The 23,461-nt window shown below is 46.3% G+C and carries 21 protein-coding genes; 7 read left to right on the top strand and 14 right to left on the bottom strand.

Annotated features, from left to right (window positions below):
- Positions 1-145: 145 nt before the first annotated feature.
- Together OM978_RS04475 and OM978_RS04470 are read left to right on the top strand one after the other, a co-directional pair.
- On the top strand, positions 146-496 hold the full coding sequence (locus tag OM978_RS04475) for a DUF3135 domain-containing protein (RefSeq protein WP_264345707.1): 351 nt from the start codon (positions 146-148) through the stop codon (positions 494-496).
- Positions 497-599: 103 nt separating this feature from the next.
- Positions 600-1,178 carry a response regulator gene (locus OM978_RS04470; protein ID WP_264345706.1) on the top strand — a complete coding sequence of 193 codons (579 nt, stop codon included), beginning with the start codon at positions 600-602 and terminating at the stop codon, positions 1,176-1,178.
- Positions 1,179-1,472: 294 nt separating this feature from the next.
- On the opposite strand, the gene OM978_RS04465 is transcribed toward OM978_RS04470, so the two are convergent.
- The 7 genes from OM978_RS04465 to ffh all read right to left on the bottom strand — a co-directional run bounded on the left by OM978_RS04465 (position 1,473) and on the right by ffh (position 6,974).
- Entirely contained in the window at positions 1,473-2,699 is a 1,227-nt protein-coding gene (locus OM978_RS04465) for a threonine/serine ThrE exporter family protein (protein ID WP_264345705.1), read from the bottom strand.
- A gap of 113 nt (positions 2,700-2,812) precedes the next feature.
- Entirely contained in the window at positions 2,813-3,415 is a 603-nt protein-coding gene (locus OM978_RS04460) for a DNA-J related domain-containing protein (protein ID WP_264345704.1), read from the bottom strand.
- 54 nt (positions 3,416-3,469) lie between these two features.
- Entirely contained in the window at positions 3,470-3,829 is a 360-nt protein-coding gene (rplS, locus tag OM978_RS04455; RefSeq protein ID WP_008898080.1) for a 50S ribosomal protein L19, read from the bottom strand.
- Positions 3,830-3,851: 22 nt separating this feature from the next.
- Entirely contained in the window at positions 3,852-4,628 is a 777-nt protein-coding gene (gene trmD, locus OM978_RS04450; RefSeq protein ID WP_413690909.1) for a tRNA (guanosine(37)-N1)-methyltransferase TrmD, read from the bottom strand.
- Positions 4,628-5,155, bottom strand: a complete 528-nt coding sequence (rimM, locus tag OM978_RS04445; protein ID WP_233078676.1) for a ribosome maturation factor RimM — start codon at positions 5,153-5,155, stop codon at positions 4,628-4,630. The genes trmD and rimM overlap by 1 nt, the downstream gene beginning before the upstream one ends.
- Before the next feature lie 32 nt (positions 5,156-5,187).
- Positions 5,188-5,439: a 30S ribosomal protein S16 gene (gene rpsP, locus OM978_RS04440; RefSeq protein ID WP_008898077.1), complete on the bottom strand. Its 252-nt coding sequence runs from the start codon at positions 5,437-5,439 to the stop codon at positions 5,188-5,190.
- Positions 5,440-5,606: 167 nt separating this feature from the next.
- Positions 5,607-6,974 (bottom strand): signal recognition particle protein, encoded by a 1,368-nt coding sequence (ffh, locus tag OM978_RS04435; RefSeq protein ID WP_264345703.1) that lies wholly within the window; start codon positions 6,972-6,974, stop codon positions 5,607-5,609.
- A gap of 167 nt (positions 6,975-7,141) precedes the next feature.
- Here ffh and OM978_RS04430 point away from each other — a divergent pair, with 167 nt between their 5' ends.
- On the top strand, positions 7,142-7,951 hold the full coding sequence (locus OM978_RS04430; protein WP_264345702.1) for an inner membrane protein YpjD: 810 nt from the start codon (positions 7,142-7,144) through the stop codon (positions 7,949-7,951).
- 92 nt (positions 7,952-8,043) lie between these two features.
- Positions 8,044-9,312 (top strand): HlyC/CorC family transporter, encoded by a 1,269-nt coding sequence (locus tag OM978_RS04425; protein ID WP_264345701.1) that lies wholly within the window; start codon positions 8,044-8,046, stop codon positions 9,310-9,312.
- A 114-nt stretch (positions 9,313-9,426) separates the two neighbouring features.
- Here the strand turns inward: OM978_RS04425 and OM978_RS04420 are convergent, their stop codons facing one another.
- From OM978_RS04420 to OM978_RS04410, 3 genes are all read right to left on the bottom strand, one after another.
- Positions 9,427-10,044 carry a hypothetical protein gene (locus OM978_RS04420; protein WP_264345700.1) on the bottom strand — a complete coding sequence of 206 codons (618 nt, stop codon included), beginning with the start codon at positions 10,042-10,044 and terminating at the stop codon, positions 9,427-9,429.
- Positions 10,045-10,227: 183 nt separating this feature from the next.
- A complete protein-coding gene (gene gshA, locus OM978_RS04415; protein WP_264345699.1) occupies positions 10,228-11,802 on the bottom strand; it encodes a glutamate--cysteine ligase in 1,575 nt (524 codons plus the stop codon).
- Positions 11,803-11,911: 109 nt separating this feature from the next.
- On the bottom strand, positions 11,912-12,367 hold the full coding sequence (locus OM978_RS04410; RefSeq protein WP_264345698.1) for a CBS domain-containing protein: 456 nt from the start codon (positions 12,365-12,367) through the stop codon (positions 11,912-11,914).
- 93 nt (positions 12,368-12,460) lie between these two features.
- On the opposite strand from OM978_RS04410, the gene OM978_RS04405 reads away from it, so the two are divergent.
- Positions 12,461-14,008 carry a methyl-accepting chemotaxis protein gene (locus tag OM978_RS04405; protein ID WP_264345697.1) on the top strand — a complete coding sequence of 516 codons (1,548 nt, stop codon included), beginning with the start codon at positions 12,461-12,463 and terminating at the stop codon, positions 14,006-14,008.
- Positions 14,009-14,063: 55 nt separating this feature from the next.
- On the opposite strand, the gene clpB is transcribed toward OM978_RS04405, so the two are convergent.
- From clpB to rluD, 3 genes are all read right to left on the bottom strand, one after another.
- Positions 14,064-16,649: an ATP-dependent chaperone ClpB gene (gene clpB, locus OM978_RS04400; RefSeq protein WP_264345696.1), complete on the bottom strand. Its 2,586-nt coding sequence runs from the start codon at positions 16,647-16,649 to the stop codon at positions 14,064-14,066.
- Between the two features lie 97 nt (positions 16,650-16,746).
- On the bottom strand, positions 16,747-17,481 hold the full coding sequence (gene pgeF, locus OM978_RS04395; protein ID WP_264345695.1) for a peptidoglycan editing factor PgeF: 735 nt from the start codon (positions 17,479-17,481) through the stop codon (positions 16,747-16,749).
- Positions 17,481-18,455 carry a 23S rRNA pseudouridine(1911/1915/1917) synthase RluD gene (rluD, locus tag OM978_RS04390; protein ID WP_233007883.1) on the bottom strand — a complete coding sequence of 325 codons (975 nt, stop codon included), beginning with the start codon at positions 18,453-18,455 and terminating at the stop codon, positions 17,481-17,483. The genes pgeF and rluD overlap by 1 nt, the downstream gene beginning before the upstream one ends.
- 126 nt (positions 18,456-18,581) lie before the next feature.
- Here rluD and OM978_RS04385 point away from each other — a divergent pair, with 126 nt between their 5' ends.
- Positions 18,582-19,334 carry an outer membrane protein assembly factor BamD gene (locus OM978_RS04385; protein WP_264345694.1) on the top strand — a complete coding sequence of 251 codons (753 nt, stop codon included), beginning with the start codon at positions 18,582-18,584 and terminating at the stop codon, positions 19,332-19,334.
- Between the two features lie 94 nt (positions 19,335-19,428).
- On the opposite strand, the gene radA is transcribed toward OM978_RS04385, so the two are convergent.
- On the bottom strand, positions 19,429-20,787 hold the full coding sequence (radA, locus tag OM978_RS04380) for a DNA repair protein RadA (RefSeq protein WP_264345693.1): 1,359 nt from the start codon (positions 20,785-20,787) through the stop codon (positions 19,429-19,431).
- Between the two features lie 115 nt (positions 20,788-20,902).
- On the opposite strand from radA, the gene OM978_RS04375 reads away from it, so the two are divergent.
- Positions 20,903-23,452, top strand: a complete 2,550-nt coding sequence (locus tag OM978_RS04375; RefSeq protein WP_264345692.1) for a PilZ domain-containing protein — start codon at positions 20,903-20,905, stop codon at positions 23,450-23,452.
- The last annotated feature ends 9 nt before the right edge of the window (positions 23,453-23,461 follow it).

The following is a 23,461-nucleotide window of genomic DNA, read 5'->3' as shown; positions in this document are numbered from 1 at the left end:
CATTACAAAATGCTAAATTGCCTTTAATTGGCTGATCTCACGCCAATTATTTAACGGTAAAACCTTATACAGCAGCAGGAACAACGGCCTGAATTGGATGGTCTACACTAAAACTTAACCACTCATTCTTTGTATAGGTTAGTTCATGGCTGCATCCACTTATTCACCTCTGCCAGCTTTTGACGAATTGCTCAGCATGGCAAAGCAAGACCCTGCCGCGCTGGATGCGCTACAAAGGAAATTGAATCAGGAATTGATTGACGCACAAAGTGACGACAAAGGTAGGAAAGCTATTCAGCAAACTTTATTCAGGCTACAGTCAGAACAATTACGCTATAAAGCTCCACTGGTCCGGCTGACCAGAGCTTATCAGTTGATGTTGTCAGAAATGAGCCGGATGCAGGATGCCCTGGAACAGTTATGCACGACGCAAAAACCGCCGCAAAAGCCTTGTGCTACTATTTTACCTTTCAGGTCAAAGGGTCAGGAGCAATAAGTGAAAAAAAAGCGGTTGAAAATCACAAAAAATAAAGTGACAGCGACCTGTGTTCTCGTCTAGAATTGATAAAAATACAAAATATGATACCCATTAGCCCCGTATGAACAAAAGTAAACACACAGAACCTTTACTGTCGACTCAACAAGCTGCTGATTTACTTGGTGTTTCTCTACGCACCGTGCAGTTATGGGTGGAAAAAGGTGCCCTGGACGCCTGGAAAACTCCAGGTGGTCACCGTCGTGTCACTCAGTCTTCTGTCGAACGCCTTCTGCTGAAAAATCAAACTCAACCTGTTGATAATTCAGTTCGCATTCTCTTGGCGGAAGATGATGAGTTACTCAAACAACTTTATAGCCTGCAAATTGAATCCTGGGGTTTACCTATCAGTTTGCAATCTGTTACCAACGGTATAGCCGGTTTATTAAAAATTGGCGAATGGGCACCACAAATTCTGATCACAGATTTGCAGATGCCTGAACTGGATGGTTTTCAAATGATCCGTGAACTGAAGTTATCTTCACGCCACGAGAATATGAAAATCATCGTTGTAACAGCCTTAACAGATGCAGAAATTGCAGCTGGGGGCGGTTTACCTGACACTGTCCAACTGATGCGTAAGCCGCTGTTATTCAGTGACTTAAAAGACCGCTTAGAAAAGTTATTACAAGAGCTGCGTTAATCGCAGCTTTTTACATTTTGCTGTCCTGCAAAATGCCCTTACGGGCCATCGTCGCTTCGCTCCAATGTTAAAAATCGTTTCCCGACGATTTTTTTATACCCTTCGTACTTGAAGCCGCTGCTTTGTTGACTGCGCTCCTCGCCCCAGTCATTTATTTCAGCGGATTAACTTTGGTCTCTGGCGAGCATACACCTCAATCCATAGAAACATAGGACAACTATGCTCCTGGGGTCTCCAACGCTTGTCGTCGCGCTGCAACATCAATTACTTTGGGTATAACGAAAATCGAATTTGCTACAACGACTTTCTTGGTGGTAAAGCAACGTTAGCAAATATAAACCCTGCCACCAGCGACATAAAAATTAAAAAGGTTTGCTGCCCTAATTGGTCGGTTGACACCATCTGCTGACCAGAAACAAAAGCATTTAAACCTATATAAGTTTTACTGCCAGGCACCAGCACTATCATGCCCTGTAAAGACACTATGCTGGCCGGTGCGTTCATCAATCGGTTAAATAAGTTACCGTATAGACCCACCGCAAAAGCGCCAACAAAAGCTCCTAACGCTAATCCCAGGTAATAAGCGCCCCATAAACTGGCAGCGTAAGCAATAAAACCAGAGACAAGCCCCCAAAGTGCGTGCCGCAGTCGGGCTTTAAACACCACCACTAAACTGCCACATAAAATGGCGACCGCCAGCCAGCTAGTCCACTGCGGTACTGAAGGCGCTAATTGCGGCGGAATTTGGCCAAATAATACTTGCCCTAAAGCTATGCCTAAAAAGGCGCCAAAATACAGCTTAAACAGCAACATAACCGCATCCATCACCCGTGCTGTGCCTGAGACCAGATGACGCGCCGCCAACTCTGCTAATCCCAGAGTTAAAGCCAGACCAGGAATAAAGACAATAATGGCGGACAAAACCACTAAGGGCACATTGATCATAGGATCAATATAAACAGCGACAGCGGTTGCCAATAAGGCCGAGACCAAAGCCACTAACGGCTCCAGCATATGAGCCACCCGGCGCGACTTCATCGACCAGAGTACAAACAAATACACGATTAGGCTCAAAACTGTGGCCCAGAATACATCGTGCCAGCTGGCCCGCATTAACATGGCAAAAGCGCCCCCAGCGGCTCCATAAGCGGTAAAGGTAGCCCAGCGTGAATAAGGGTTAGGTGCAGCTGCAATTTGATCCAGCCGCTGATTCACATCCTGCAACGTCAGCTTGCTGCTGGCGAGCGCATCCACCAGTTCATCTGTGTAAGATAAAGCACCTAGATCGAGCTCTCCTGGGGTGACACGGGAGATATGAGTGTATTCATTTTCATCGCCTGGGATCCAAAGCACAAAAGTCAACACAGTAGGCGTAATAGCAAAAGAGCCCCCTATCTGCAGCAGTTTTGCTACTTCCTGCAAATGGGCTTCTAAACGATAAGCCGGCGTACCAAACTTATGCAGCATTTTGCCAAGCTTGACGATAAAACGGCGTTTTTCAATAAAACTGGCGGAATCCACTTTAGGGTCCTTGTCGCGTTGCAACACAATACAGCTATTGTAGTGGGCTTTATAAAGTATGGATAGAAGAGGATATTGCTAAGTGATTGATAAACGCTAAGTTAGCGACATCCTTACAGAGAAAGCTCAGCCAGCAACCATTGGTATTCCTGCTGCAACAGCTGAAAAGCGGCGGCATCACCACCCTTATCCGGATGCAAACGCAGCGCCTGCTGTCGGTACACTTTTTTCAGCTGGGCTACAGAATAAGGGTGGCTTAACTGCCACTTTTGCTGCAATAAGCCAGTGTCGAGCGCTTTATTCTGCTGATACAACGCCAGCTTTTTCCAGAATTCATTCAAAACAGCCTGTAATTTATCATCCGTCATAGCCCGCATATTCTGCCAGTCCAGATAATAGGCGGCTTTTTCCCTCTGCTCTTGCCATAAAGCCAGCGAATTGTCAGGCAGTGCTGTGACTGTGTAGACCATCACTTTGGCATAACCAATATGCAATAAGGCTACTTGCTCCTGCTGCCACTGCGCCTGCAATACAAACAAATGATGATAAAGAATAAAGTGTTGCTGGAATAACAAGGAATCAACAGCGAGGGTTCTGGGTTCGGGGAAAAAGGCTTTTAATTGGTGCAGCAATTCCTGCTCGCTTATCTCTCCTTGTCTGGACAACAGGAAAGCTTCGAGTGCGGCAACTAAATCGGCTTGCAGTTCGGTGTGCATGCCCTAAGTACAGACCAAAAAAAAGGCTGACACAAGGTCAGCCTTTCCAGTCGCTTAGTTAAGCTTTTCGCGGATACGCGCTGATTTACCTGAACGATCGCGTAAGTAGTAAAGCTTGGCACGGCGGACTGCGCCACGGCGTTTCAGCGTAATGCTGTCAATCATAGGGCTGTGCGTCTGGAATACACGCTCAACACCTTCGCCGTTGGAAATTTTACGAACTGTGAAAGCTGAATGCAGACCACGGTTACGTTTGGCGATAACTACGCCTTCGTAAGCCTGCAGACGGGTTTTGTCACCTTCTTTCACTTTAACCTGAACAACTACAGTGTCACCTGGGCCAAATGCTGGCACGTCAGTTTTTAACTGTTCGTCTTCAAGTTGCTTGATAATGTTTTGGCTAACTTTGCTCATAACAATCTCACTTTACCTGGAATTAACTATCGTGTTGCTGCAACGCCTGGTGTTCCAATTGGAATTCATCCAGTAATTTGCGTTGCTCCTTAGTCAGAGCCAGGGCATTTAACATATCCGGCCGTCTTAACCAGGTTCTACCAAGAGCCTGTTTCAGACGCCAGCGTCGTATATTTTCATGGTGTCCACTCAGCAACACCGGTGGAACCTCTTTGTCTGCTAACACCGCAGGTCTGGTGTAGTGTGGGCAGTCTAACAAACCAGTTGCAAACGAATCCTGTTCTGCCGACTCTTCGTGCCCCAGTACGCCTGGTACTAGTCGCGATACCGCATCAATCAGCGTCATCGCAGGCAACTCGCCTCCACTCAGCACGTAATCCCCAATTGACCATTCTTCGTCAATTTCGGTTTCAATTACGCGTTCATCAATGCCTTCGTAACGGCCTGCCACTAACAGCAGTTTCGGGTAACGTGAAAGTTCCTGTACACCTTTTTGGTCTAACTTGCGGCCTTGCGGCGACAAATACACCGTATGTACATTACCTCCGGCAGCTTGCTTGGCGGCGCGAATAGCGTCGGTCAGCGGCTGAACCATCATCAGCATTCCGGGACCACCTCCAAAGGGGCGATCATCGACGGTATTGTGTTTATCCGAAGTATAATCCCGCGGATTCCAGCACTCTACCTGTAACAACCCTTGCTTTACAGCACGGCTTGTTACACCAAACTTTGTAATAGCATCAAACATCTGCGGGAACAGAGTAACAACCCCAACCCACAAACCAGCTTGCTGCGACATTAAAAGTCCGGATCCCAGTCTACTAAGATACGTCTTTCAGCGTTATTCACTTCCTTAATGACAGAGTCAGTCAGGAAAGGGAGTAAACGCTCCGTCTTGCCAAATGCATCGGATTTATTTGCTTTCACAACGAGAACGTCGTTTGAGCCAGTTTCCATCATGTCGACCACTTCACCTAAGTGATAACCAGCCTCGTTCACTACAGACATGCCCATCAGGTCACGCCAATAGAAATCACCCTCAGCAAGCTGGGGCAATGCAGAACGCTCTACTGCGATATCCGCATTTACGTAGAGTTGAGCCTGGTCGCGATCAGCCACGTCTGCCAGTTTTACGATAAGGCCGTTGCCATGTCGTTTTTTACCGGAGATTTGCATTTGACGCCAGTTACCCTGCACTTGAATTTGCCAGGGTGTGTAATCAAAAATCCCTTCCGGGATATCGGTATAGGAGTTTACTTTTAGCCACCCGTTGATGCCGTAAACAGCACCAAACTTACCTAAGACAACTAAATCTTTACCGTTCAAGGTGAAACTCCGACCTTTATTTATTTTAGCTATTAAGCAGCAGTTTTCTTAGCAGCTTTCACCAATGAAGCAACGCGGTCGCTTAAAGAAGCGCCTTGCGATACCCAGTGGTTGATACGCTCTAAGTCAATACGCGTTTGCTCTTCAGTACCGCTAGCGATTGGGTTGAAAAAACCCACGCGCTCAATGAAGCGGCCATCACGGGCAAAACGGCTGTCCGCTACCACAACTTGGTAAAATGGACGCTTTTTCGCGCCACCACGTTGTAAACGAATAGTTACCATACCGTCCTCTAATAATCGTTCAGGATTTAAAAAAATAACAAACCCCGCGGTCAGACCGTGGGGTCGGTGAATTGTACGGATTTTTGCCTGCATTGCAAGGTTTTTCGGGCTTTGGCAGCATATTTCAGCTTTTGCCAAAACCCGACAGCAATGGGCCGGAGCAGGAGTTAACGTGGAGGTAACAGTCCAGGTGGTAACTTGCCACCCATACCGCGCATCATCTTCATCAGACCGCCTTTACCCGACATCTGCTTCATCATTTTCTGCATTTGGGTAAATTGCTTCAGCATTTGGTTCACATCCTGCACTTGGGTGCCTGAACCTGCGGCAATACGTTTTTTACGTGAACCTTTAATCAAATCCGGAAACAAGCGCTCTTTTTTCGTCATGGAATTAATAATGGCTTCCATTTTATTGAACTGCTTGTTGCCCATCTGATCCATTGCACCGGCAGGTAAGTTTTTCATGCCAGGTAATTTATCCAGCATTGACATCATGCCGCCCATGCTACGCATCTGCACGAGCTGGTCACGGAAGTCTTCTAAACTAAAGCCCTGCCCCTTCATAACTTTGGCAGCAACTTTAGCAGCTTGTTCTTTATCGACCTTCTGCTCGATTTGTTCAATCAAGCTCATCATATCGCCCATACCCAGAATACGGGAGGCAATACGATCTGGGTGGAATGGCTCTAAAGCGTCAGTTTTTTCGCCCATACCGATAAACTTAATAGGTTTACCCGTGATATGACGAATAGATAAAGCAGCACCACCACGGGCGTCACCATCGGCTTTGGTCAAGATCACACCGGTCAAAGGCAAAGCTTCATTAAAAGCTTTTGCTGTATTGGCAGCATCCTGACCTGTCATGGCATCGACTACAAACAGAGTTTCGATAGGTTTAACCGCAGCATGCAGCGCTTTAATTTCGCCCATCATCTCTTCATCAACATGCAGACGACCAGCGGTGTCGACGAGCAGCACATCAAAAATTTGCAGGCGGGCATGAGCTATAGCAGCGTTTACTATATCTATAGGTTTCTGACTAACATCGCTTGGGAAAAATTCAACACCGACTTCTTTCGCCAGCGTCTCTAACTGTTTAATAGCGGCTGGACGATAGATATCCGCAGAAACCACTAATACTTTTTTCTTCTTCCGCTCTTTTAAGAACTTGGCCAGCTTAGCCACAGAAGTGGTTTTACCCGCACCTTGTAAACCAGCCATTAATACCACAGCAGGAGGCTGAACATTTAACGCCAGCTCTTCGTTGGCTTCGCCCATCGCATCTTCTAATGCTTTACGGACGATTTTGAGGAATTCCTGACCAGGCGTCAGGCTTTTGCTGACTTCAATGCCAACAGAACGCTCTTTGACCTGATTAACAAAGTCACGAACCACGGGCAAAGCTACGTCGGCTTCTAATAACGCCATCCGCACTTCACGTAAGGTTTCTTTGATATTATCTTCAGTTAAACGACCACGACCACTGATGTTCTTCAGCGTTTTGGTTAAGCGGTCCGACAGGTTTTCAAACATAACTTAGCACCTGATATACAATATGGCCGGATTATACCCCAGCTGGTTAAAGGAGTCAGCCGCCATCTGAGTAGAAGCTGTCACTCTGAATACACAAGCTTGCGCTGTCAAATGCGAGTAATTTGCAATAGAATGTTAAATATTCACGAATCAACAGGATCTGATTTATGTTAGTTGAGCTGTTACCCGGTGTGGCATTGGTTGGTTATTTGCTGGCAACCGGCATGGTATTGTCCCGCTTGGTACATCCACAAGGCCCTAACTATAAACTGATGTTCAGTGCAGCTTTATTGGCTATTGTTTGCCATATGTTGTTTCTGGCTGATTCTATTTTTGCCGACGCTGGTCAGAACTTTAGCCTGCTGAATGTGATTTCATTGGTGTGCTGGTTGATCAGCACTGCTATTACCATTACAGCGCTTCGTACGCCTACCGTATTATTACTGCCGATCGTTTATGGTTTTTCAGCCCTGACTCAGCTGGCCATTTTAGTTTTACCTGCAGAAGTACAAATGCAGCACTTTGAACACAACCCTATTTTGCTGGTGCACATCATAGTGGCTTTTATTGCTTACACCTTATTAATAGTGGCCACTTTGCATTCGCTGCAAGTGCACTACATCAGCAAAAAACTAAAACAAAAAGATTTTATGTTGGGCAATCAGTTTTTACCGCCTTTGCTTCAAGTGGAGCAGTTGCAGTTCAGAGTATTATTGCTGGGTACTTTATTGCTGGGTTTAACTTTATTCAGTGGTGCTGCTTTTACTGACAACTGGCTGGCAGCGCAAAACCTGCACAAAAACATATTGAGTTCCATCGCTTTTCTGGTCTTTGTTGTGTTGTTATGGGGCCATGCCCAATTAGGTTGGCGTGGTCGTCTGGCGATTGCTTTAACCTTTACCGGCAGTATTTTGCTGACCCTGGCTTATTTTGGCAGTCGTTTTGTCCGTGAAGTAATACTGGACCGGCTCGGATAACAGCTTTTTCTGGTTGTGGGCCATTAAGGCTTGACTTGACTGGCCGTTCGTAATATCAAATAACTTCGATTAGCCCTACAGGTATATTACTTTTGGACGAGATCTCAACCAGCACCCTCTTTATCGTTTTGGGCCTGCTGGTGTTATGTTCCGCATTCTTCTCAGCTTCTGAAACCGGCATGATGTCGGTGAACCCATACAAGCTTAAACACCTCGCTAATGAGCAGCATAAAGCGGCTATGCGCGTTACAGCATTGCTGGCCCGCCGTGATCGGCTGATCGGATTAATTCTTGTAGGGAATAATCTGGTCAATATTGCAGCGTCGGCTATAGGCACAGTAATTGGTTTACGTTTGTATGGTGACTACGGTATTGCGATAGCAACTGTGGCTCTGACTCTGATCATCCTGATTTTTGGCGAAGTCACGCCAAAAACTCTGGCGGCTTTACACCCTGAAAAAGTGGCGTTTCCAAGTTCTCTGATCCTCAAACCTCTGATGAAAGTGCTTTATCCTGTGGTTTGGTTACTGAATAAAATTTGTAATACCTTTTTAGGCTGGCTGGGCGTCAGTGCTGAACAACACCATGGCAGCAGCTTAAGCTCTGAAGAACTGCGTACAGTCGTGCATGAAGCCGGCGCTCTTATTCCGCAGCATCACCAAAGTATGCTGGTGGGGGTACTGGATTTAGAAAAAGCCACAGTCGAAGATATTATGATCCCCCGTAACGAGCTGGTTGGGGTGGATATCAACGACGAGTGGAAAGATATAGTGCGTCAGCTGTCTAACAGCCAACACAACCGTATTTTGTTGTATCGCGACAGCGTTGACGATGCATTAGGTTTTATTCATAGCCGCGAATTAGCGCGTCTGGCGCTAAAAGAGCAGCTGAATAAAGCTTCTTTATTACGTTCAGTACGGGAAATTTATTTTATTCCGGAAAACACCCCACTGAATACCCAACTGCATAAGTTTCAAAGCTCGAAAGAGCGCATAGGCCTGGTGGTCGACGAATACGGTGATATTCAGGGTTTGGTGACTTTAGAAGATATACTCGAAGAAGTAGTAGGTAACTTCACTACAGATATCGCAGATAATCAGAATGATGAAATTCAGCCTCAGGCCGATGGCAGTTATCTGGTGGACGGCGGTATTAACTTGCGGGATTTAAACCGGGATATGCAGCTGAACTTTCCAACAGACGGCCCTAAAACCTTAAATGGTCTGGTATTAGAATATCTGGAAGAAATTCCGGAAGCCAGTTTAGGTTTAACTCTGGCAGGGTGCCCTATGGAGATTATCGAAGTGCAGGATAATATGATTAAGACAGTGCGGTTGATGCCTCATTTGCAACAAGACTAATATATCCGTCGTACTTGAACTGGCAGCCTTCACCTCTATTGAATTGGAATTTGAGCCGGGCGCGGATAAACCGCGCCCCTGCAATGCCGTCATCCTTTACAAGGCTCTGTTCGGTTAACCAAATAAACCAAAAAACCAGCCGCTTTCAAATTCTTCTTCACAGCTCTGTAATTGATTTTGATACATGGTCGCGCGTTGTTGTACCTTGCGGGAGGTTTCCATCAACCAGCGCTTTTTATAGTAGCTGCCACGCTTATAACCGCCCCAGCCTTCGTGATAGTTCAGGTACTGCGCATAGGCATCCGACTTCGACACTTTATTGATACGGCTGCTTTTATTGATATACCAACCCATAAAATCCAGCGCATCGTCAAAGTTGGAACGGGCTGCAAAATAGCTGCCGGTCTCACGGCCATAATCTTCCCATGTCTCGTCTTTCACCTGAGCATAACCATAAGCTGTGCTGGCACGACCGACGGGAATAAAACCAAACCAATACTCCATAGGAGGCTGCGCATCATGTTTAAAGCTGCTTTCCTGATACATCATCGCCATAGGCACATGAATGGGCACATCCCATTTATCACGCATATCAGATGCAGCGTCATACCAGTCATCATGCTCGCGGAATATTTCACACAAATTAGAACTATTTTTGGGTGGAGCTGTAGCGCAACCTGTCAGAGCGGTTGCCAGTGATAAGAAGAGTAAAGTTTTTTTAATTTTTTTCATCAGACGCTGAACTTTTTAAAACACAACTCAGACTAACCCAATGAACGGATTCAACCAAGTTTTTGTTTTTCATCCCTGGATTATCCTTATCCTTAGTTTTCACGGCCAGCTTGCTGGCCGTTTTTTTATCCGGCAGATAAGGAAGCTTCAAACAAAAGCCGGATTTAGTATCCGGCTTTATCGTTATAAATCAGCAAAGTATCGTTCGAGATACTGATCAAAACTCACGTCATCTGCCTGTTCAATCTTTTGCTGTTCCAGCAAAGAGACCGCAGCCATCTGCTCAAATTCTGCTTCGCTATAAATCTGGTAATCAGTCGCTGCCAACTGCTGACGGTACTGTTCTGCCAAAGCCAAAGCATGATAAGGGCTGTCTTGTTGCTGAGCTATTAAACGGCTTAACAACTTGCCTGAGTAAGTTTGATTTGGGTCTAACAAGCCTAAATAAAACTCTTTGATCACCGCTCTGTACGCTTCACCGCCATAAGCGGCATCCATCCAGTCAGCAATAGGCATCAGATCGGCAAATAACTGCTCAGCCCAGTCGAGCATTAAACGTGGCTGACCATTATCATCCAGATCCAGATTTTGTCTGCGACCTTCTGTCACTACTTTACGCAGATTCTGCTCTGTGACCGCTTGTTCTTCAGCTGATAAATCCGGGCTTTTTTCCAGTAAGCAGTAGATTAAAAATAAATCGAGAAACCGCATTTGTTCCGCATTAATACCCACAGCACTGAATGGATTTACATCCAAAGCCCGCACTTCGATGTACTCCACACCACGGCGTTTTAACGCACAGGTTGGACGCTTGCCACTTTGAGTGGTGCGTTTAGGCCGGATGGTCGAATAAAATTCGTTTTCGATTTGCAGAATATTGCTGTTCAGTTGCTGGTACTCACCATCCACTTTAATACCAATAGAGGCATATTCTGCTGAGGGTGTCGAAATCGCCTGGCGTAAGCCTTTAATATAGTCCGGCAAATTGTTGTAGCTGATATTTAAACTAGACTGTGCGCTGTTGGTGTACCCCAAATCGCTCATACGTAAAGAGGTGGCATAAGGTAAATACAAAGAGCCTTTACCCAAGGTCTGGAACTTGTATTTAGGCTCACGGCCTTGTAAAAATGAGCTGCACATAGCCGGAGATGCGCCAAACAAATACACCACCAGCCAGACGTATCTTTTGTAGTTACGAATTAAATGCAGGTACTGAGCGGAAATAAAGTCCTGCAAAGAACCTGTATCCCCTAACAGCTGTTGATACTGTTGCCAGAAGGCTTCAGGGATAGAGAAGTTAAAATGCACACCACTAATGGCCTGCATCATACTGCCATAACGGTTTTTTAGGCCCTGACGGTAGACAGTTTTCATGGTACCCACATTGGAACTGCCATACTGCGCCAGTCGGATCTCATCCTGATTATCTATATAACAAGGCATAGAGCCGGCCCACAGTCGCTCTTCACCAATGTGAGATAAAGCAAACTTATGAATGTCCGTCAGCTGTTTTAAGGTGATATCAATATCCGTCTGAGCCGGAGTAATAAACTCAAGCAAGGACTCTGAGAAATCTGTGGTAATTAAAGGATGAGTTAAAGCCGAACCCAAAGCTTTAGCGTGATCAGTTTGTGCCAGCTGACCATCGGGATGAATTCGCAATGTCTCCCGCTCAATACCCCGTCTGATACCTTTAATTGCAGTTTGAAATGACGTGGTGCCAAGCGCAGCCAGACGTTGTTCGAGGAAATGACTCAAGCTGATCCCTTATTCTGATAATGAGCAAACGTTGAAATGGGGCAACTCAAATAAAAAAACAAGAGTGGCCACAGATTAAGTTTCTCTGACATGAAATGACGTTGTTATTCTACTCTTCTTCAGTGGCTGCACCATAAGCTAATCTGCTTTTACGCGCCGCCTGTAACACAACAACCCGCATAATGTCTTTCCACGACACTATACCTATAGCCACGTTGTCCTGATCTGTCACCGGCAGGCAGCCAATATTGTGTTTGAGCAATAATGCTGCGGCTTTCACCACAGGATAATCTTCAGGCACAGCAATCACAGGGCTGGTCATGACATGCTTAATTTTGCGGCTGGTGACAAAAATATCTAAGGTTTTCTCCGACGCAGCGTCCATCACAGGAGCCAGCGCTTTGAAATAATCTTTCACTGACACTATACCTACCAGACGTCGGCTCGCATCAATGACGGGCACATGCTGAAATTTTGACTGATTAAAAATGTCTTTTAACGCAGACAAACTCATATCCGGGTCAACCATCGTCAATTTTCTGGTCATAATGGCAGATACTTGCATAATGCTCCTAAGCTCGCTTATCCGAGAGATCTTTGAAATAATGCCGCCGCTTTGATTCAGATTAACTGAATGATAAATAAAAAGGAAATAAGCATGAACCGCCGCAACCAGAACCTTGTTGATCAGGAAGTTCAATACGACGCCGGACAAGAGTTAGTCTCCACTACAGATACACGAGGTGTCATCACTTATGCGAACCCGGCCTTTTGTCAAGTAGCAGGTTACACCGAAGATGAACTGGTGGGTAAAAACCACAATCTGGTGCGTCATCCTGATATGCCTGCAGCAGCGTTTACCGATCTGTGGGCTCACTTAAAACAAGGACAATCCTGGCGTGGTATGGTGAAAAACCGCTGCAAGGACGGTCGTTATTATTGGGTGGATGCTTTTGTCACTCCTATTTATCAGCAACAGCAACTAGTTGGCTATCAATCAGTACGCGTCAAAGCAAGCCCGGATCTGATCCAAAGAGCCGACCGCTGTTATCAGGCGATCAACTCAGGTAAAGCCGTCAGCCAGTGGAATGCGAACACGAATCTGCGTCGCCTTATTGCGCTGTTGTGCAGTTTTATTTTAATAGCAGCAGGCGCATTACTCTGGTCACATGCCTTATGGCTGGCGTTACTTATTCCGGCTATTTTCTTTGTGCTGATGTATGACGAATTAGTGGATATTCCAGCTCAGCTGCAGAAAATTAAGCAAGACTTTGATTCGGTATCCCGTTATGTCTACAGCGGAAAAACAGCGTTCTCAATAGCGGATTTCCGTCACCAGATGCATCAGGCTCGTTTGCGTACTGTGTTAGGTCGCACCAAAGACAGCACCAATAAACTGACCAGCATAGCCGATACGCTGGAAGAGGCAGTGCATTTAACCGAACGTGGTATTCATCAGCAAAGCCAGCAATTGGTGTCTATTGCCACAGCCACTCAGCAATTGAGCAGCACAGTTTTAGATATCGCAGAGCGTACAGGCGAAACCAATCAGAAAGTGGGCGAGGCTCAGCAGATTTGCCAGCAGGCTGAACAGGTCATGCAATTAACCGCCACCACGGTCAAAAAACTGGCCGTTGAAGTACAAGGCGCCGCCAGCACTGCGGATAATTTAGCGGTAGAAGCTGAACGTATTGGCGCTGTCATGACAGAAATTCAGGGTATTGCCAACCAAACTAACTTACTGGCATTAAACGCCGCCATTGAAGCGGCACGAGCCGGTGAACATGGCCGGGGTTTTGCGGTCGTTGCTGATGAAGTACGGGCTTTATCATCCCGTACTCATAAAGCGACAGAACAAATTCAGCGCTCTATTGGTGAAATCCAGCAAACCTTATTGAGCTGGGGTAAAACCATGACCCAAAGCCGTGAGCAGGTAGAAGAATGTGTGACTCAAACCACTCACAGCACAGCGCAGTTATCAGACATAGTGGCGATGGTGAACACTATCGACCAGCTGTCTTCACAAATTGCAACTGCAGCCACTCAACAAGGCCAGGTTGCCAGTGAAGTAGCCAGCAACGTGCAAAATATTCAGCATATTGCCGATGAAAACTTAAACAATATGCAGCTGGTATCCGACAATAACAAGCGCCTGCACCAGCAAGCCGCTGAAATTGCGAACTTAAGTAAAACCTTTAGTCAGTAGCCCTGACCTGTAAAAAGCCCGCAACAAGCGGGCTTTTTCATTTTTAATGTTGTGGTTAATGTGCGCTGGCAGAACCAATCACAAACTGCCCTTCCTGCGCATCGACAGTCACGACTGCATTGGGTTTAATCTGACCTTTGAGTAAAGTCTGAGCCAATGGGTTTTCAATATAATGCTGAATAGCCCGTTTTAATGGCCGTGCACCAAAGACGGCATCAAAACCTGCTGCAGCCAGCAGATCCAAGGCGGCATCTGTCACCGACAAACCAAAGCCTTTATCCTGCAACCGCAAACGCAGGCGCTGCAGCTGAATAGAAGCGATATGGCGGATATGGGCGTTATCCAGCGGGTGGAACACGACAGTTTCATCCAGCCGGTTTAAAAACTCAGGTCTGAACTGTTTGCTCAGCACTTCCATCAGCATATCTTTCATTTGTTGATAATCCTGATGCTGGTAATGCTCCTGAATCAGGTCTGAGCCTAAGTTCGACGTCATAATGATCACTGTGTTTTTAAAGTCGACTGTGCGACCTTGTCCGTCTGTTAAACGGCCATCATCCAACACCTGCAACAGAATGTTAAACACATCAGGATGGGCTTTTTCTACTTCATCCAATAGCACCACTGAATAAGGTTTACGCCTTACAGCCTCAGTTAAATAACCACCCTCTTCATAGCCGACATATCCAGGCGGCGCACCGACTAAACGCGATACTGTGTGTTTTTCCATAAACTCCGACATATCAATGCGGATCAAAGCATCTTCGGTATCGAACAAGAACTGGGCTAAGGCTTTAGTCAGCTCGGTTTTACCCACACCTGTCGGGCCTAAAAACAGGAATGACCCTATAGGTTTATTCGGATCGGACAAACCTGCACGGGAACGACGGATAGAGTTGGACACAGCTTCCAATGCTTCGGCCTGGCCTACCACACGTTTTTGCAATTCCTGCTCCATACGAAGCAGTTTATCGCGCTCACCTTCAAGCATTTTACTGACCGGAATGCCAGTGGCTTTGGACAACACATCAGCAATTTCCTGCTCGGTGACTTTGTTTCTAAGCAGCCTCATTTCGTGCATATCCACTTGTGAGGCTAAATCCAGCCGTTTTTCCAAAGCGGGGATACGTTCGTATTTCAGCTGCGACATACGGTTTAAATCGCCGGCACGACGTGCTACTTCCATATCCAGCCGGGCTTGTTCTAAGTCCGCTTTGATATTTTGTGTGCCCTGCAAAGCCGCTTTTTCTGAAGACCAAACTTCATCCAGTTCGTTGTATTTCAAATCCAGTTCACGAATTTGTTCCTGGATCATGTCACGGCGTTTTTTTGTCGCGTCGTCTGTTTCTTTAGCCAGCGCATTGTCTTCCAGCTTCAGCTGAATAATACGCCGCTCTAATCTGTCCAGCTCTTCTGGCTTAGAGTCCATCTGCATCCGGATACTGGAAGCCGCTTCGTCAATTAAATCAATGGCTTTATCCGGCAGTTGCCGGTCGCTGACATAACGGTGCGACAAAGTAGCAGCTGCCACTATAGCCGGATCGGTAATTTCTACTGCGTGGTGCAGCTCGTAGCGTTCTTTTAAGCCTCGCAAAATGGCGATAGTGTCTTCCACTGAAGGTTCGTCCACTATCACTTTCTGGAAACGTCGCTCCAGCGCCGCATCTTTTTCAATGTATTTGCGGTATTCATCCAAAGTGGTTGCGCCTAAACAATGCAGCTCGCCGCGTGCTAACGCAGGTTTGAGCATATTGCCGGCATCCATAGCACCATCGGCTTTGCCTGCACCGACCATGGTATGAATTTCATCGATAAACAGAATGACCCGGCCTTCTTCTTTTGAAAGCTCGTTCAATACCGCCTTTAAACGTTCTTCAAATTCACCGCGATACTTAGCGCCCGCCAATAAAGACCCCATATCCAAAGACAGAACTCGTTTGTCTTTTAAACCTTCCGGCACTTCTTTATTGATAATACGCAGCGCTAAACCTTCGACTATGGCAGTTTTACCCACACCAGGTTCACCAATCAGCACTGGGTTGTTCTTAGTGCGGCGCTGCAGCACCTGAATACAACGGCGGATTTCTTCATCACGGCCTATGACTGGATCTAACTTGCCAGCCTCAGCCCGTGCCGTTAAATCCACCGTATATTTGTTTAAAGCCTGGCGGCTATCTTCAGCATTGGGATCATCGACATTCTGGCCACCACGGATTTGTTCTATGGCTTTTTCAACCACAGCTTTATCGACACCCAACAGGCGTAATAAATGGCCCAGTTCTGATTTATCTTCACAGGCAGCCAACACAAATAACTCGCTGGAAATATATTGGTCTTTGCGTTTTTGCGCATACTTGTCACATAGATTCAGCAGGTTAATAGTGGCAGCAGAAAGCTGCACATTAGCATCTACGCCATCGACTTTTGGCAGCCGCTCTAACGCCTGCGATAATTTGGAACGCAGTTCGTTGGTATTGACGCCAATTTTGCTGAACAGATCTTTGGTGGAGCCACCTTCCTGGTTCAGCAAAGCATGCATTAAATGAATGGGTTCAATAAACTGATGGTCACGGCCTAACGCCATAGACTGAGCTTCGGCTATTGCCAACTGGAATTTACTGGTAAATCTGTCGAGTCTCATAGTATCTATCTCCACGCACATCAAACTGCTGTTGGCATTAAGATGGGGGAGAGCCGACTAATTATCAAGCAATAAAACGTCAAAAATTTGACTTAGATCAGTCAATCCAGATACAAGACGCCATCCGGCCTGTTTGACCATCACGGCGGTAGGAATAAAAAGCTTGTGAGTTGGTGTAAGTGCAAAAACCGCCACCGTAGACTTGTGAAACTCCACAAGCATTCAAACGTAAACGCGCCAGTTGATATAAATCAGCCAGCCATTTACCTGTTTTATTCGGAACAGCCACAAAAGCAGCGTCAGCTTTGGCGTCTTTTTCAATAAAAGCCAGACGTACTTCATCCCCCACTTCAAAAGCTGCGGGGCCAATAGCAGGGCCTAACCATGCCATTACGCTGTTGGGTTCGGGAAACTGAGCCAGCGTTTGTTCCAGCACTCCGTCTACCAAACCACGCCAACCGGCATGAGCAGCAGCGACCTGAGTACCAGACGCATCACAAAACAATACAGGCAGGCAATCAGCGGTCAGTACCACTGACACCAGACCTTTGGTTTTGGTGGTACTGGCATCGGCGGTAAAAGGACCCACTGAAAAATCAGTCTGTTCCAGCACCACGCAATCTGTACCATGCACTTGGTTTAGCCACAAAGGTTCAGCAGGCATCTTCGCCTGTTGTTTGAAAAGCTGACGATTCTGCGCCACAGCTTCAGGCCTGTCATAAACATGACTGCCTAAATTCAATCCATCGTAAGGAGGCAAAGACACGCCCCCCTCGCGAGTACTGATCGCTGTTTTGACATTAAATGGCGCAGGCCAGTCAGCTTTGAACATCAGGCAAAATCCAGACCGTGAATGTCAGTGTCTTCACGTAAGGCCTGAGTCAGCTCGACCATATCGTCAGGAATTGGTGCATGCCATTCCATAATTTCACTGGTAATAGGGTGAGCTAAACGCAGCATAGCTGCATGCAACGCCTGCCGTTTAAAAGCACGTAATACAGTTAACAGAGCTTCATCTGCTTTACGCGGTGGACGTGGACGACCTGCGTAGACAGGATCACCAACCAGCGGATAGTTAATGTAGGTCATATGCACACGAATTTGGTGAGTACGGCCAGATTCCAGACGTAAACGCAAACGGGTATGAGCACGGAATTTTTCCATCACACGGTAGTGAGTCACTGCAGGGCGACCTGAACTGGTCACTGCCATATGAGTACGTTTGGTGGGGTGACGGCCTATTGGCTCATCCACTGTACCGCCCGCTGTCATAGTGCCGTGGCAAATTGCTTCGTATTCACGGGTAATTTCCCGTTCCTGCATAGCTTCAACCAAATGGGTCTGAGCCGGAATAGTTTTGGCTATCACCATTAAACCTGTGGTGTCTTTATCCAGACGATGTACTATGCCGGCACGTGGCACTTCAGCAATAGAAGGACAGTGGTGTAACAAGGCATTTAATAAAGTACCGTCGGCATTACCGGCACCAGGATGCACCACTAAACCCGCAGGCTTATTGATCACCATAATGTGCTCGTCTTCATAAACGATATTCAGATCGATAGGCTCAGCTTCAAAGCGTTCGTCATCCGGTAACTCGGCCTGGATCAATACAGACTCCCCGCCCAGCAATTTTTCTCTGGGGGTGTTACATAGCTGGCCATTGATTTGAACCCAATCGGCTAAAATCCATTCTTTTATTCTTGAACGCGAATAGTCCGGGAACATTTCGGCCAATACCTGATCTAAGCGCTTACCAAATAGATGGTCAGGTACAATTTCTGCAAGTTTTATCTGTTTTGTCATGTCGGAACCAGTTATCCTGTGTGCATACCCGAACTGTCTGGGTTAGAATCGGGCCTTAAAAGGTTATTTTAACGGTTTTACTCCAGACTAAATAGCCAATAGGTTTAAGTAGTAGCGGATTTTTAAATGAAAGTGAATTTTTTAGCCATAATCGCCCTAGCTTTAACACTAACCGCCTGTGCGGGGAACAAAAATGCTGAAGAAGAACTGGTAAATACCAACCAGTCTGCTCAACAAATGTATGACGAAGCCAAAAATGTGCTGGATTCCGGTCTGTATAACAGAGCTATTGAACTGTTAAGAGCCATGGAAAGCCGTTATCCATTTGGTCCATTGTCCCGTCAGGTGCAACTGGATTTGATTTATGCTTATTACCAAAGCGGCGATACCACCCAGTCGTTAGCCAGTATCGACCGTTTTATCCGCTTAAACCCAAACCATCCGGATCTGGATTACGCCTATTACATGCGTGGTTTAAGCAATATTAAAGTCGATGAAAATGCGTTTCAGGAGTTTGTCGGCATCGACCGCGCAGACCGCGATATGTCCAGTACCAAACAAGGTTTTGAAGATTTCAAAATCCTGGTTAGCACTTACCCGAACAGTAAATATGCTAATGATGCCAGAAAGCGTATGTTTGCCATTAAAGAAACGCTGGTGCGCTACGAATTGCTGGTTGCAGACTATTACATCCGCCGTGGTGCACATTTAGCTGCAGCCAACCGCTGTAAATACATAGTTGAGTACTACCGCGATTCGCCACAAGTAGAACAAGCCCTGGTGATCATGGTCGACAGTTATGACAAATTAGGCTTAGTGAAATTACGTGATGATGCCAAAGCGGTGTTGTTGCTGAACTTCCCTAACGCTCTGAATTAATATCCCGTCGTCCTATGACTTAGGGTATAAAGACAGACATAAAAAAACGGCTTTTAGGCCGTTTTTTTATGTCTGCTTATGCGTAACTTTGCGTTTACAAAGCGTCCAATGCTTCAGACAACTTACTGACTGCGACTACTGTCATTCCCGGAATAGCTTCTTTCGGCGCGTTAGCCACTGGTACTATCGCGCGTTTAAAGCCATGTTTCGCTGCTTCTTTTAAGCGCTCCTGGCCACTGGGTACAGGGCGGATTTCACCGGACAAACCCACTTCACCAAATACCACCAGCTCGTTAGGCAAAGCTTTATTTTTAAAACTCGAGACTAATGCCAATAAAGTAGCTAAGTCAGCACTGGTTTCATTGACCTTGACACCACCTACCACGTTCACAAACACATCCTGATCGGCCATTTGAATGCCTGCATGACGGTGTAATACAGCGAGCAACATCGAAATACGGTTTTGCTCCATACCCAAGGTGACACGGCGCGGATTATTTAATGGCGAATAATCGACTAAGCCCTGAATTTCCACCAGCAAAGGCCGGGTTCCTTCCCACAACACCATGACGATAGAGCCTGGCGTATCTTCTTTACCCCGGCTTAAAAATATAGCGGATGGGTTTTTCACCTCACGCATGCCCTGCCCTGTCATCGCAAAGACGCCCAGTTCATTAACAGCTCCAAAACGGTTTTTATTGCCACGTAAAGTGCGGAATCTGTTGTCGGTATCACCATCCAGTAAAATAGAACAGTCGATGCAATGCTCCAGTACTTTGGGACCAGCCAGGGAGCCATCTTTAGTGACATGACCGACCATAATGACAGCCACATTGTGCTGCTTAGCAAAACGCGTTAAATAAGCCGCACTTTCCCGCACTTGCGACACGCTACCAGGTGCAGACTGAATATCTGTCATCTGCATCACCTGAATCGAGTCGATGACCATAATGCGTGGCTTTTCCTGCTGTGCCAGCTGGCAAATAGTTTCAACATTAGTTTCGGCCAGCATCATTAAGTTTTGTGTCGGTAGACCTAATCTGTTGGCCCGAAGCGCCACTTGTTGCAGCGACTCTTCACCTGTGACGTACAAAGCTTTGTCTGTAGTGGCTAAACCACACATAATTTGCAGCAGTAGCGTACTTTTACCAGCACCAGGGCTGCCACCAATTAATATGGCGGAGCCTGGCACTATACCGCCACCCAGCACGCGGTCGAATTCAGCAAAACCAGAGCTAAAACGTGGCACATCCTGCAAGTCAACCTGGTCAAGCCGGATCACCTTAGCTGCAGTAGCGCCGGCATAACCGTCAAAACGTTGCTGTTTTGTGACGCTGGGTAAACGCACTTCGCTGATACTATTCCAGGTGCCACACTCAGTGCATTGGCCTTGCCAGCGGACAAAGTCAGCGCCACAGTCATTACAGACGTACGCGCTCTTAGTTTTAGCCATTTTTTATCTCTTCTTATTAAAAGGCACGATTATTGCTTTTACATCGCACTGGTTCTACTCTAACCCAAATTATTCATACAGAGCTCGCCACAGCCCTGTCAGTGTTTAAGAGAGCATGACAACAAACGACTTACAAGCTCATAGTAGCGTCCTGGAACGCCTGAAACCCCTTATTAACACAGAGCTGTTTGATGAGGAGTTTCGGCTATTGACCGGTGATTTAGCTAAATCGCAGCAATTCCTGATCAAAATGGAATTGAAGCGGTTGGCGCAGCCGTGCAGCTATTATATCGATTTACGTGGCAGGGTCGACGGCGATGTGCGTCCTTTTGATTATAAAGGTCAAACCCATTATCTGGATGAACTTGCTATTCAAACCTTCGAAAAAGGTCTGAAACAATACGGTCAGTACACTATTGGTATTTTTGAAGATGTCACCAACACCACGAACAACTTCAGAGTACGGCATCAGCAGGAAACCAATAAAAGATTGCAGGATGTGTTGTCCGGTGAAGTTTCTGACACCAGGGATTTAGCTGCGATACCCTCTGATATAGATGCAACAGCCAATGACTATAAAGCAGCTCATCTGATCCGCTTTGCCGGTTACAGTGTGCGCCGTGAAGAGCGGATGAACTTCTCCATCGACATCGAAGTGGTATTGCAGGACGAAGAACGTTTTCCTGCCACGACCAGCGACTTGTCTGTATCCGGCTGCAAAATAAAAATACCACTGGCGATAGAACTGACTGCCGGGCAAAAAGTTGCCATATTTTTCCGTGGCTTAGAGCAAGAGTTTGCCCTTGGCATCAACAACGGCATCCCGTATCAGGTGATTGACAGTGAAGCGGCGGATAAAAGCTACTACGTTCGGTTGAAACGTTTACCTTTGGCTGATGAAAAAGGCTTTTCAGAGTTTCTGCATCATTTTATCCACGGTAATAAAAGACGCTACAAGGTCAATCTGGATAATACTTATGAAGCGGTCTTTATTAAGGGCTATGAGCAGTTTTACCTGCCGCGCATCAGCTCGTTACCGGTGTTTCTGTCTGTTCATGAAGGCAAAGCATCGCCTGCCTGCGTGTTAACCACTGAAAATAACAGACATCTGATGCATTATTTTCAGGATGAACGTCAGCAGAATGTGTTACCCCAGCTACTGCATGTGCGGCGTTTAAAGCAATGCCTGGGCAAAGAAGCGAATGAAAACAGTACTGTGCTGTACACCTTTACCCATGCAGCCAAAGGCCGGTTGTTTTTTTATTCAGCCACGACCGAAGAGCTGATGCAGTATCCTGAACTGAAAACGGTATTTTTTGGTTTTGGCGCTGCCAAGCCCAGCTTCCGTGCTTTTCGTATGTCAGTACTGCGCACTGTGCCTGCTCATGCCCATATTCCGTTGTCGTTACCTAATAGTGCCGATCAGGAAGTACAAAAGCTGAATCAGCCACCGACGCCTTTAATTTCCAACTTTATCCGTAACTTGCGCTACATTGTGGCGCTGACCGATATCAGTACAGCACAAAGCAATAGTCTGTATAAAGCCATGACTTATGATGCGGCTTTGCTGAATCAGCTGAAAGTCTTTGGTCATGCCAAACTGGAACAAACGTCCCCTATTGAAAGTGCTTCAGTGCAGTACGTCAATTTACGCTCTGAAAGCCGGTTTTTATATAAAACCACAGTCATGCTGGAACAAGCTAAAGGTGAAGATATTCAGTCTTTTAGCCGGGATTTCTCCAGTAAAGGTTTGCAACTTGAATGTGCTGAACCTGTCAGCTTTTCAAAAGGCGATACGGTTAAAATCAGTTTGCCAGAGCTGCAAAAGATCACGACAAAGCACCAGCTCTCGGGCTTAGCTTATGAAGTGATGGCGGTCAGCAAAAACAAACTGATTATGAATATGCGGGTGATCGACCCAACTAATGATCATGCAGGTAAAATATTCTTCCAGCAGCTGATTAATAACAACAGAAGTAAGCTGACGATGGCAGAGGAGACGCCTAAGTTTCCGGGTCTTGGCCCTGCTCTGCGTAATATGTACGTGAAAGCTTTGGATACCTTTGCATTTTACGTGCATCGCCAGGGGGTTCGTTACAACCTGGATGTAGTGGCTATGGGTGCTAAACCCAGCGCTTTACATAAGCTGCTGGCTCAGTTTAGTGAAGGCCCTGAGTCCATCACTATGCTGCCGCTGTTGAAAAACAATGCCACCAATTTGCAGTTTGCCAATCAGCTGAAAAAGATGAAACGCCAGGAAGTACCTTTCAGCTATGAGGTGTTTTTACGTTTTACACCCGAACAAGACAACATAGAACAGAGCTTCGAAACCAAATTTGATTTTGATTTTCAGCTCTACAGCGCAAAAAAAGATTTTGTCTATGACGTACTACAAAACGATCTGCTGTTCGCTTTTAAGATCTTTTTATCCCGCACTGGTCGCCCTGATACCGAGCATATTGCCAAAGAGCTGGGGTATGTCAGTACCTATGCTATTCATAAAGCTAAAGTGCTGGAAGAAGAACTCTGGAGTGTGGTGGGTGTGGGTGATGTAGTGGATATCACGGACGAGGTTTTATTGCGTTATAGCGTCAGCAACGAGCACATTGCAGCACAACAGCAAAAACGGCTGGCTTTGTTGGCAAGTATTAAGTTGCCTGAATAAAAGTGGCCT

The organism is Rheinheimera sp. MM224 (assembly GCF_947090785.1).
Taxonomy (GTDB): domain Bacteria; phylum Pseudomonadota; class Gammaproteobacteria; order Enterobacterales; family Alteromonadaceae; genus Pararheinheimera.
This window is presented reverse-complemented; position numbering and strand designations above follow the sequence as displayed.

Bases quoted from the DNA above. Each gene is read 5' to 3' on its own strand.
- OM978_RS04475 (WP_264345707.1), top strand. From the start codon at position 146: ATGGCTGCATCCACTTATTCACCTCTGCCAGCTTTTGACGAATTGCTC.
- OM978_RS04470 (WP_264345706.1), top strand. From the start codon at position 600: ATGAACAAAAGTAAACACACAGAACCTTTACTGTCGACTCAACAAGCT.
- OM978_RS04460 (WP_264345704.1), bottom strand. From the start codon at position 3,415: ATGCACACCGAACTGCAAGCCGATTTAGTTGCCGCACTCGAAGCTTTC.
- rplS (WP_008898080.1), bottom strand. From the start codon at position 3,829: ATGAGCAAAGTTAGCCAAAACATTATCAAGCAACTTGAAGACGAACAG.
- trmD (WP_413690909.1), bottom strand. From the start codon at position 4,628: ATGTCGCAGCAAGCTGGTTTGTGGGTTGGGGTTGTTACTCTGTTCCCG.
- rpsP (WP_008898077.1), bottom strand. From the start codon at position 5,439: ATGGTAACTATTCGTTTACAACGTGGTGGCGCGAAAAAGCGTCCATTT.
- ffh (WP_264345703.1), bottom strand. From the start codon at position 6,974: ATGTTTGAAAACCTGTCGGACCGCTTAACCAAAACGCTGAAGAACATC.
- OM978_RS04430 (WP_264345702.1), top strand. From the start codon at position 7,142: ATGTTAGTTGAGCTGTTACCCGGTGTGGCATTGGTTGGTTATTTGCTG.
- OM978_RS04420 (WP_264345700.1), bottom strand. From the start codon at position 10,044: ATGAAAAAAATTAAAAAAACTTTACTCTTCTTATCACTGGCAACCGCT.
- OM978_RS04410 (WP_264345698.1), bottom strand. From the start codon at position 12,367: ATGCAAGTATCTGCCATTATGACCAGAAAATTGACGATGGTTGACCCG.
- OM978_RS04405 (WP_264345697.1), top strand. From the start codon at position 12,461: ATGAACCGCCGCAACCAGAACCTTGTTGATCAGGAAGTTCAATACGAC.
- clpB (WP_264345696.1), bottom strand. From the start codon at position 16,649: ATGAGACTCGACAGATTTACCAGTAAATTCCAGTTGGCAATAGCCGAA.
- pgeF (WP_264345695.1), bottom strand. From the start codon at position 17,481: ATGTTCAAAGCTGACTGGCCTGCGCCATTTAATGTCAAAACAGCGATC.
- rluD (WP_233007883.1), bottom strand. From the start codon at position 18,455: ATGACAAAACAGATAAAACTTGCAGAAATTGTACCTGACCATCTATTT.
- OM978_RS04385 (WP_264345694.1), top strand. From the start codon at position 18,582: ATGAAAGTGAATTTTTTAGCCATAATCGCCCTAGCTTTAACACTAACC.
- radA (WP_264345693.1), bottom strand. From the start codon at position 20,787: ATGGCTAAAACTAAGAGCGCGTACGTCTGTAATGACTGTGGCGCTGAC.
- OM978_RS04375 (WP_264345692.1), top strand. From the start codon at position 20,903: ATGACAACAAACGACTTACAAGCTCATAGTAGCGTCCTGGAACGCCTG.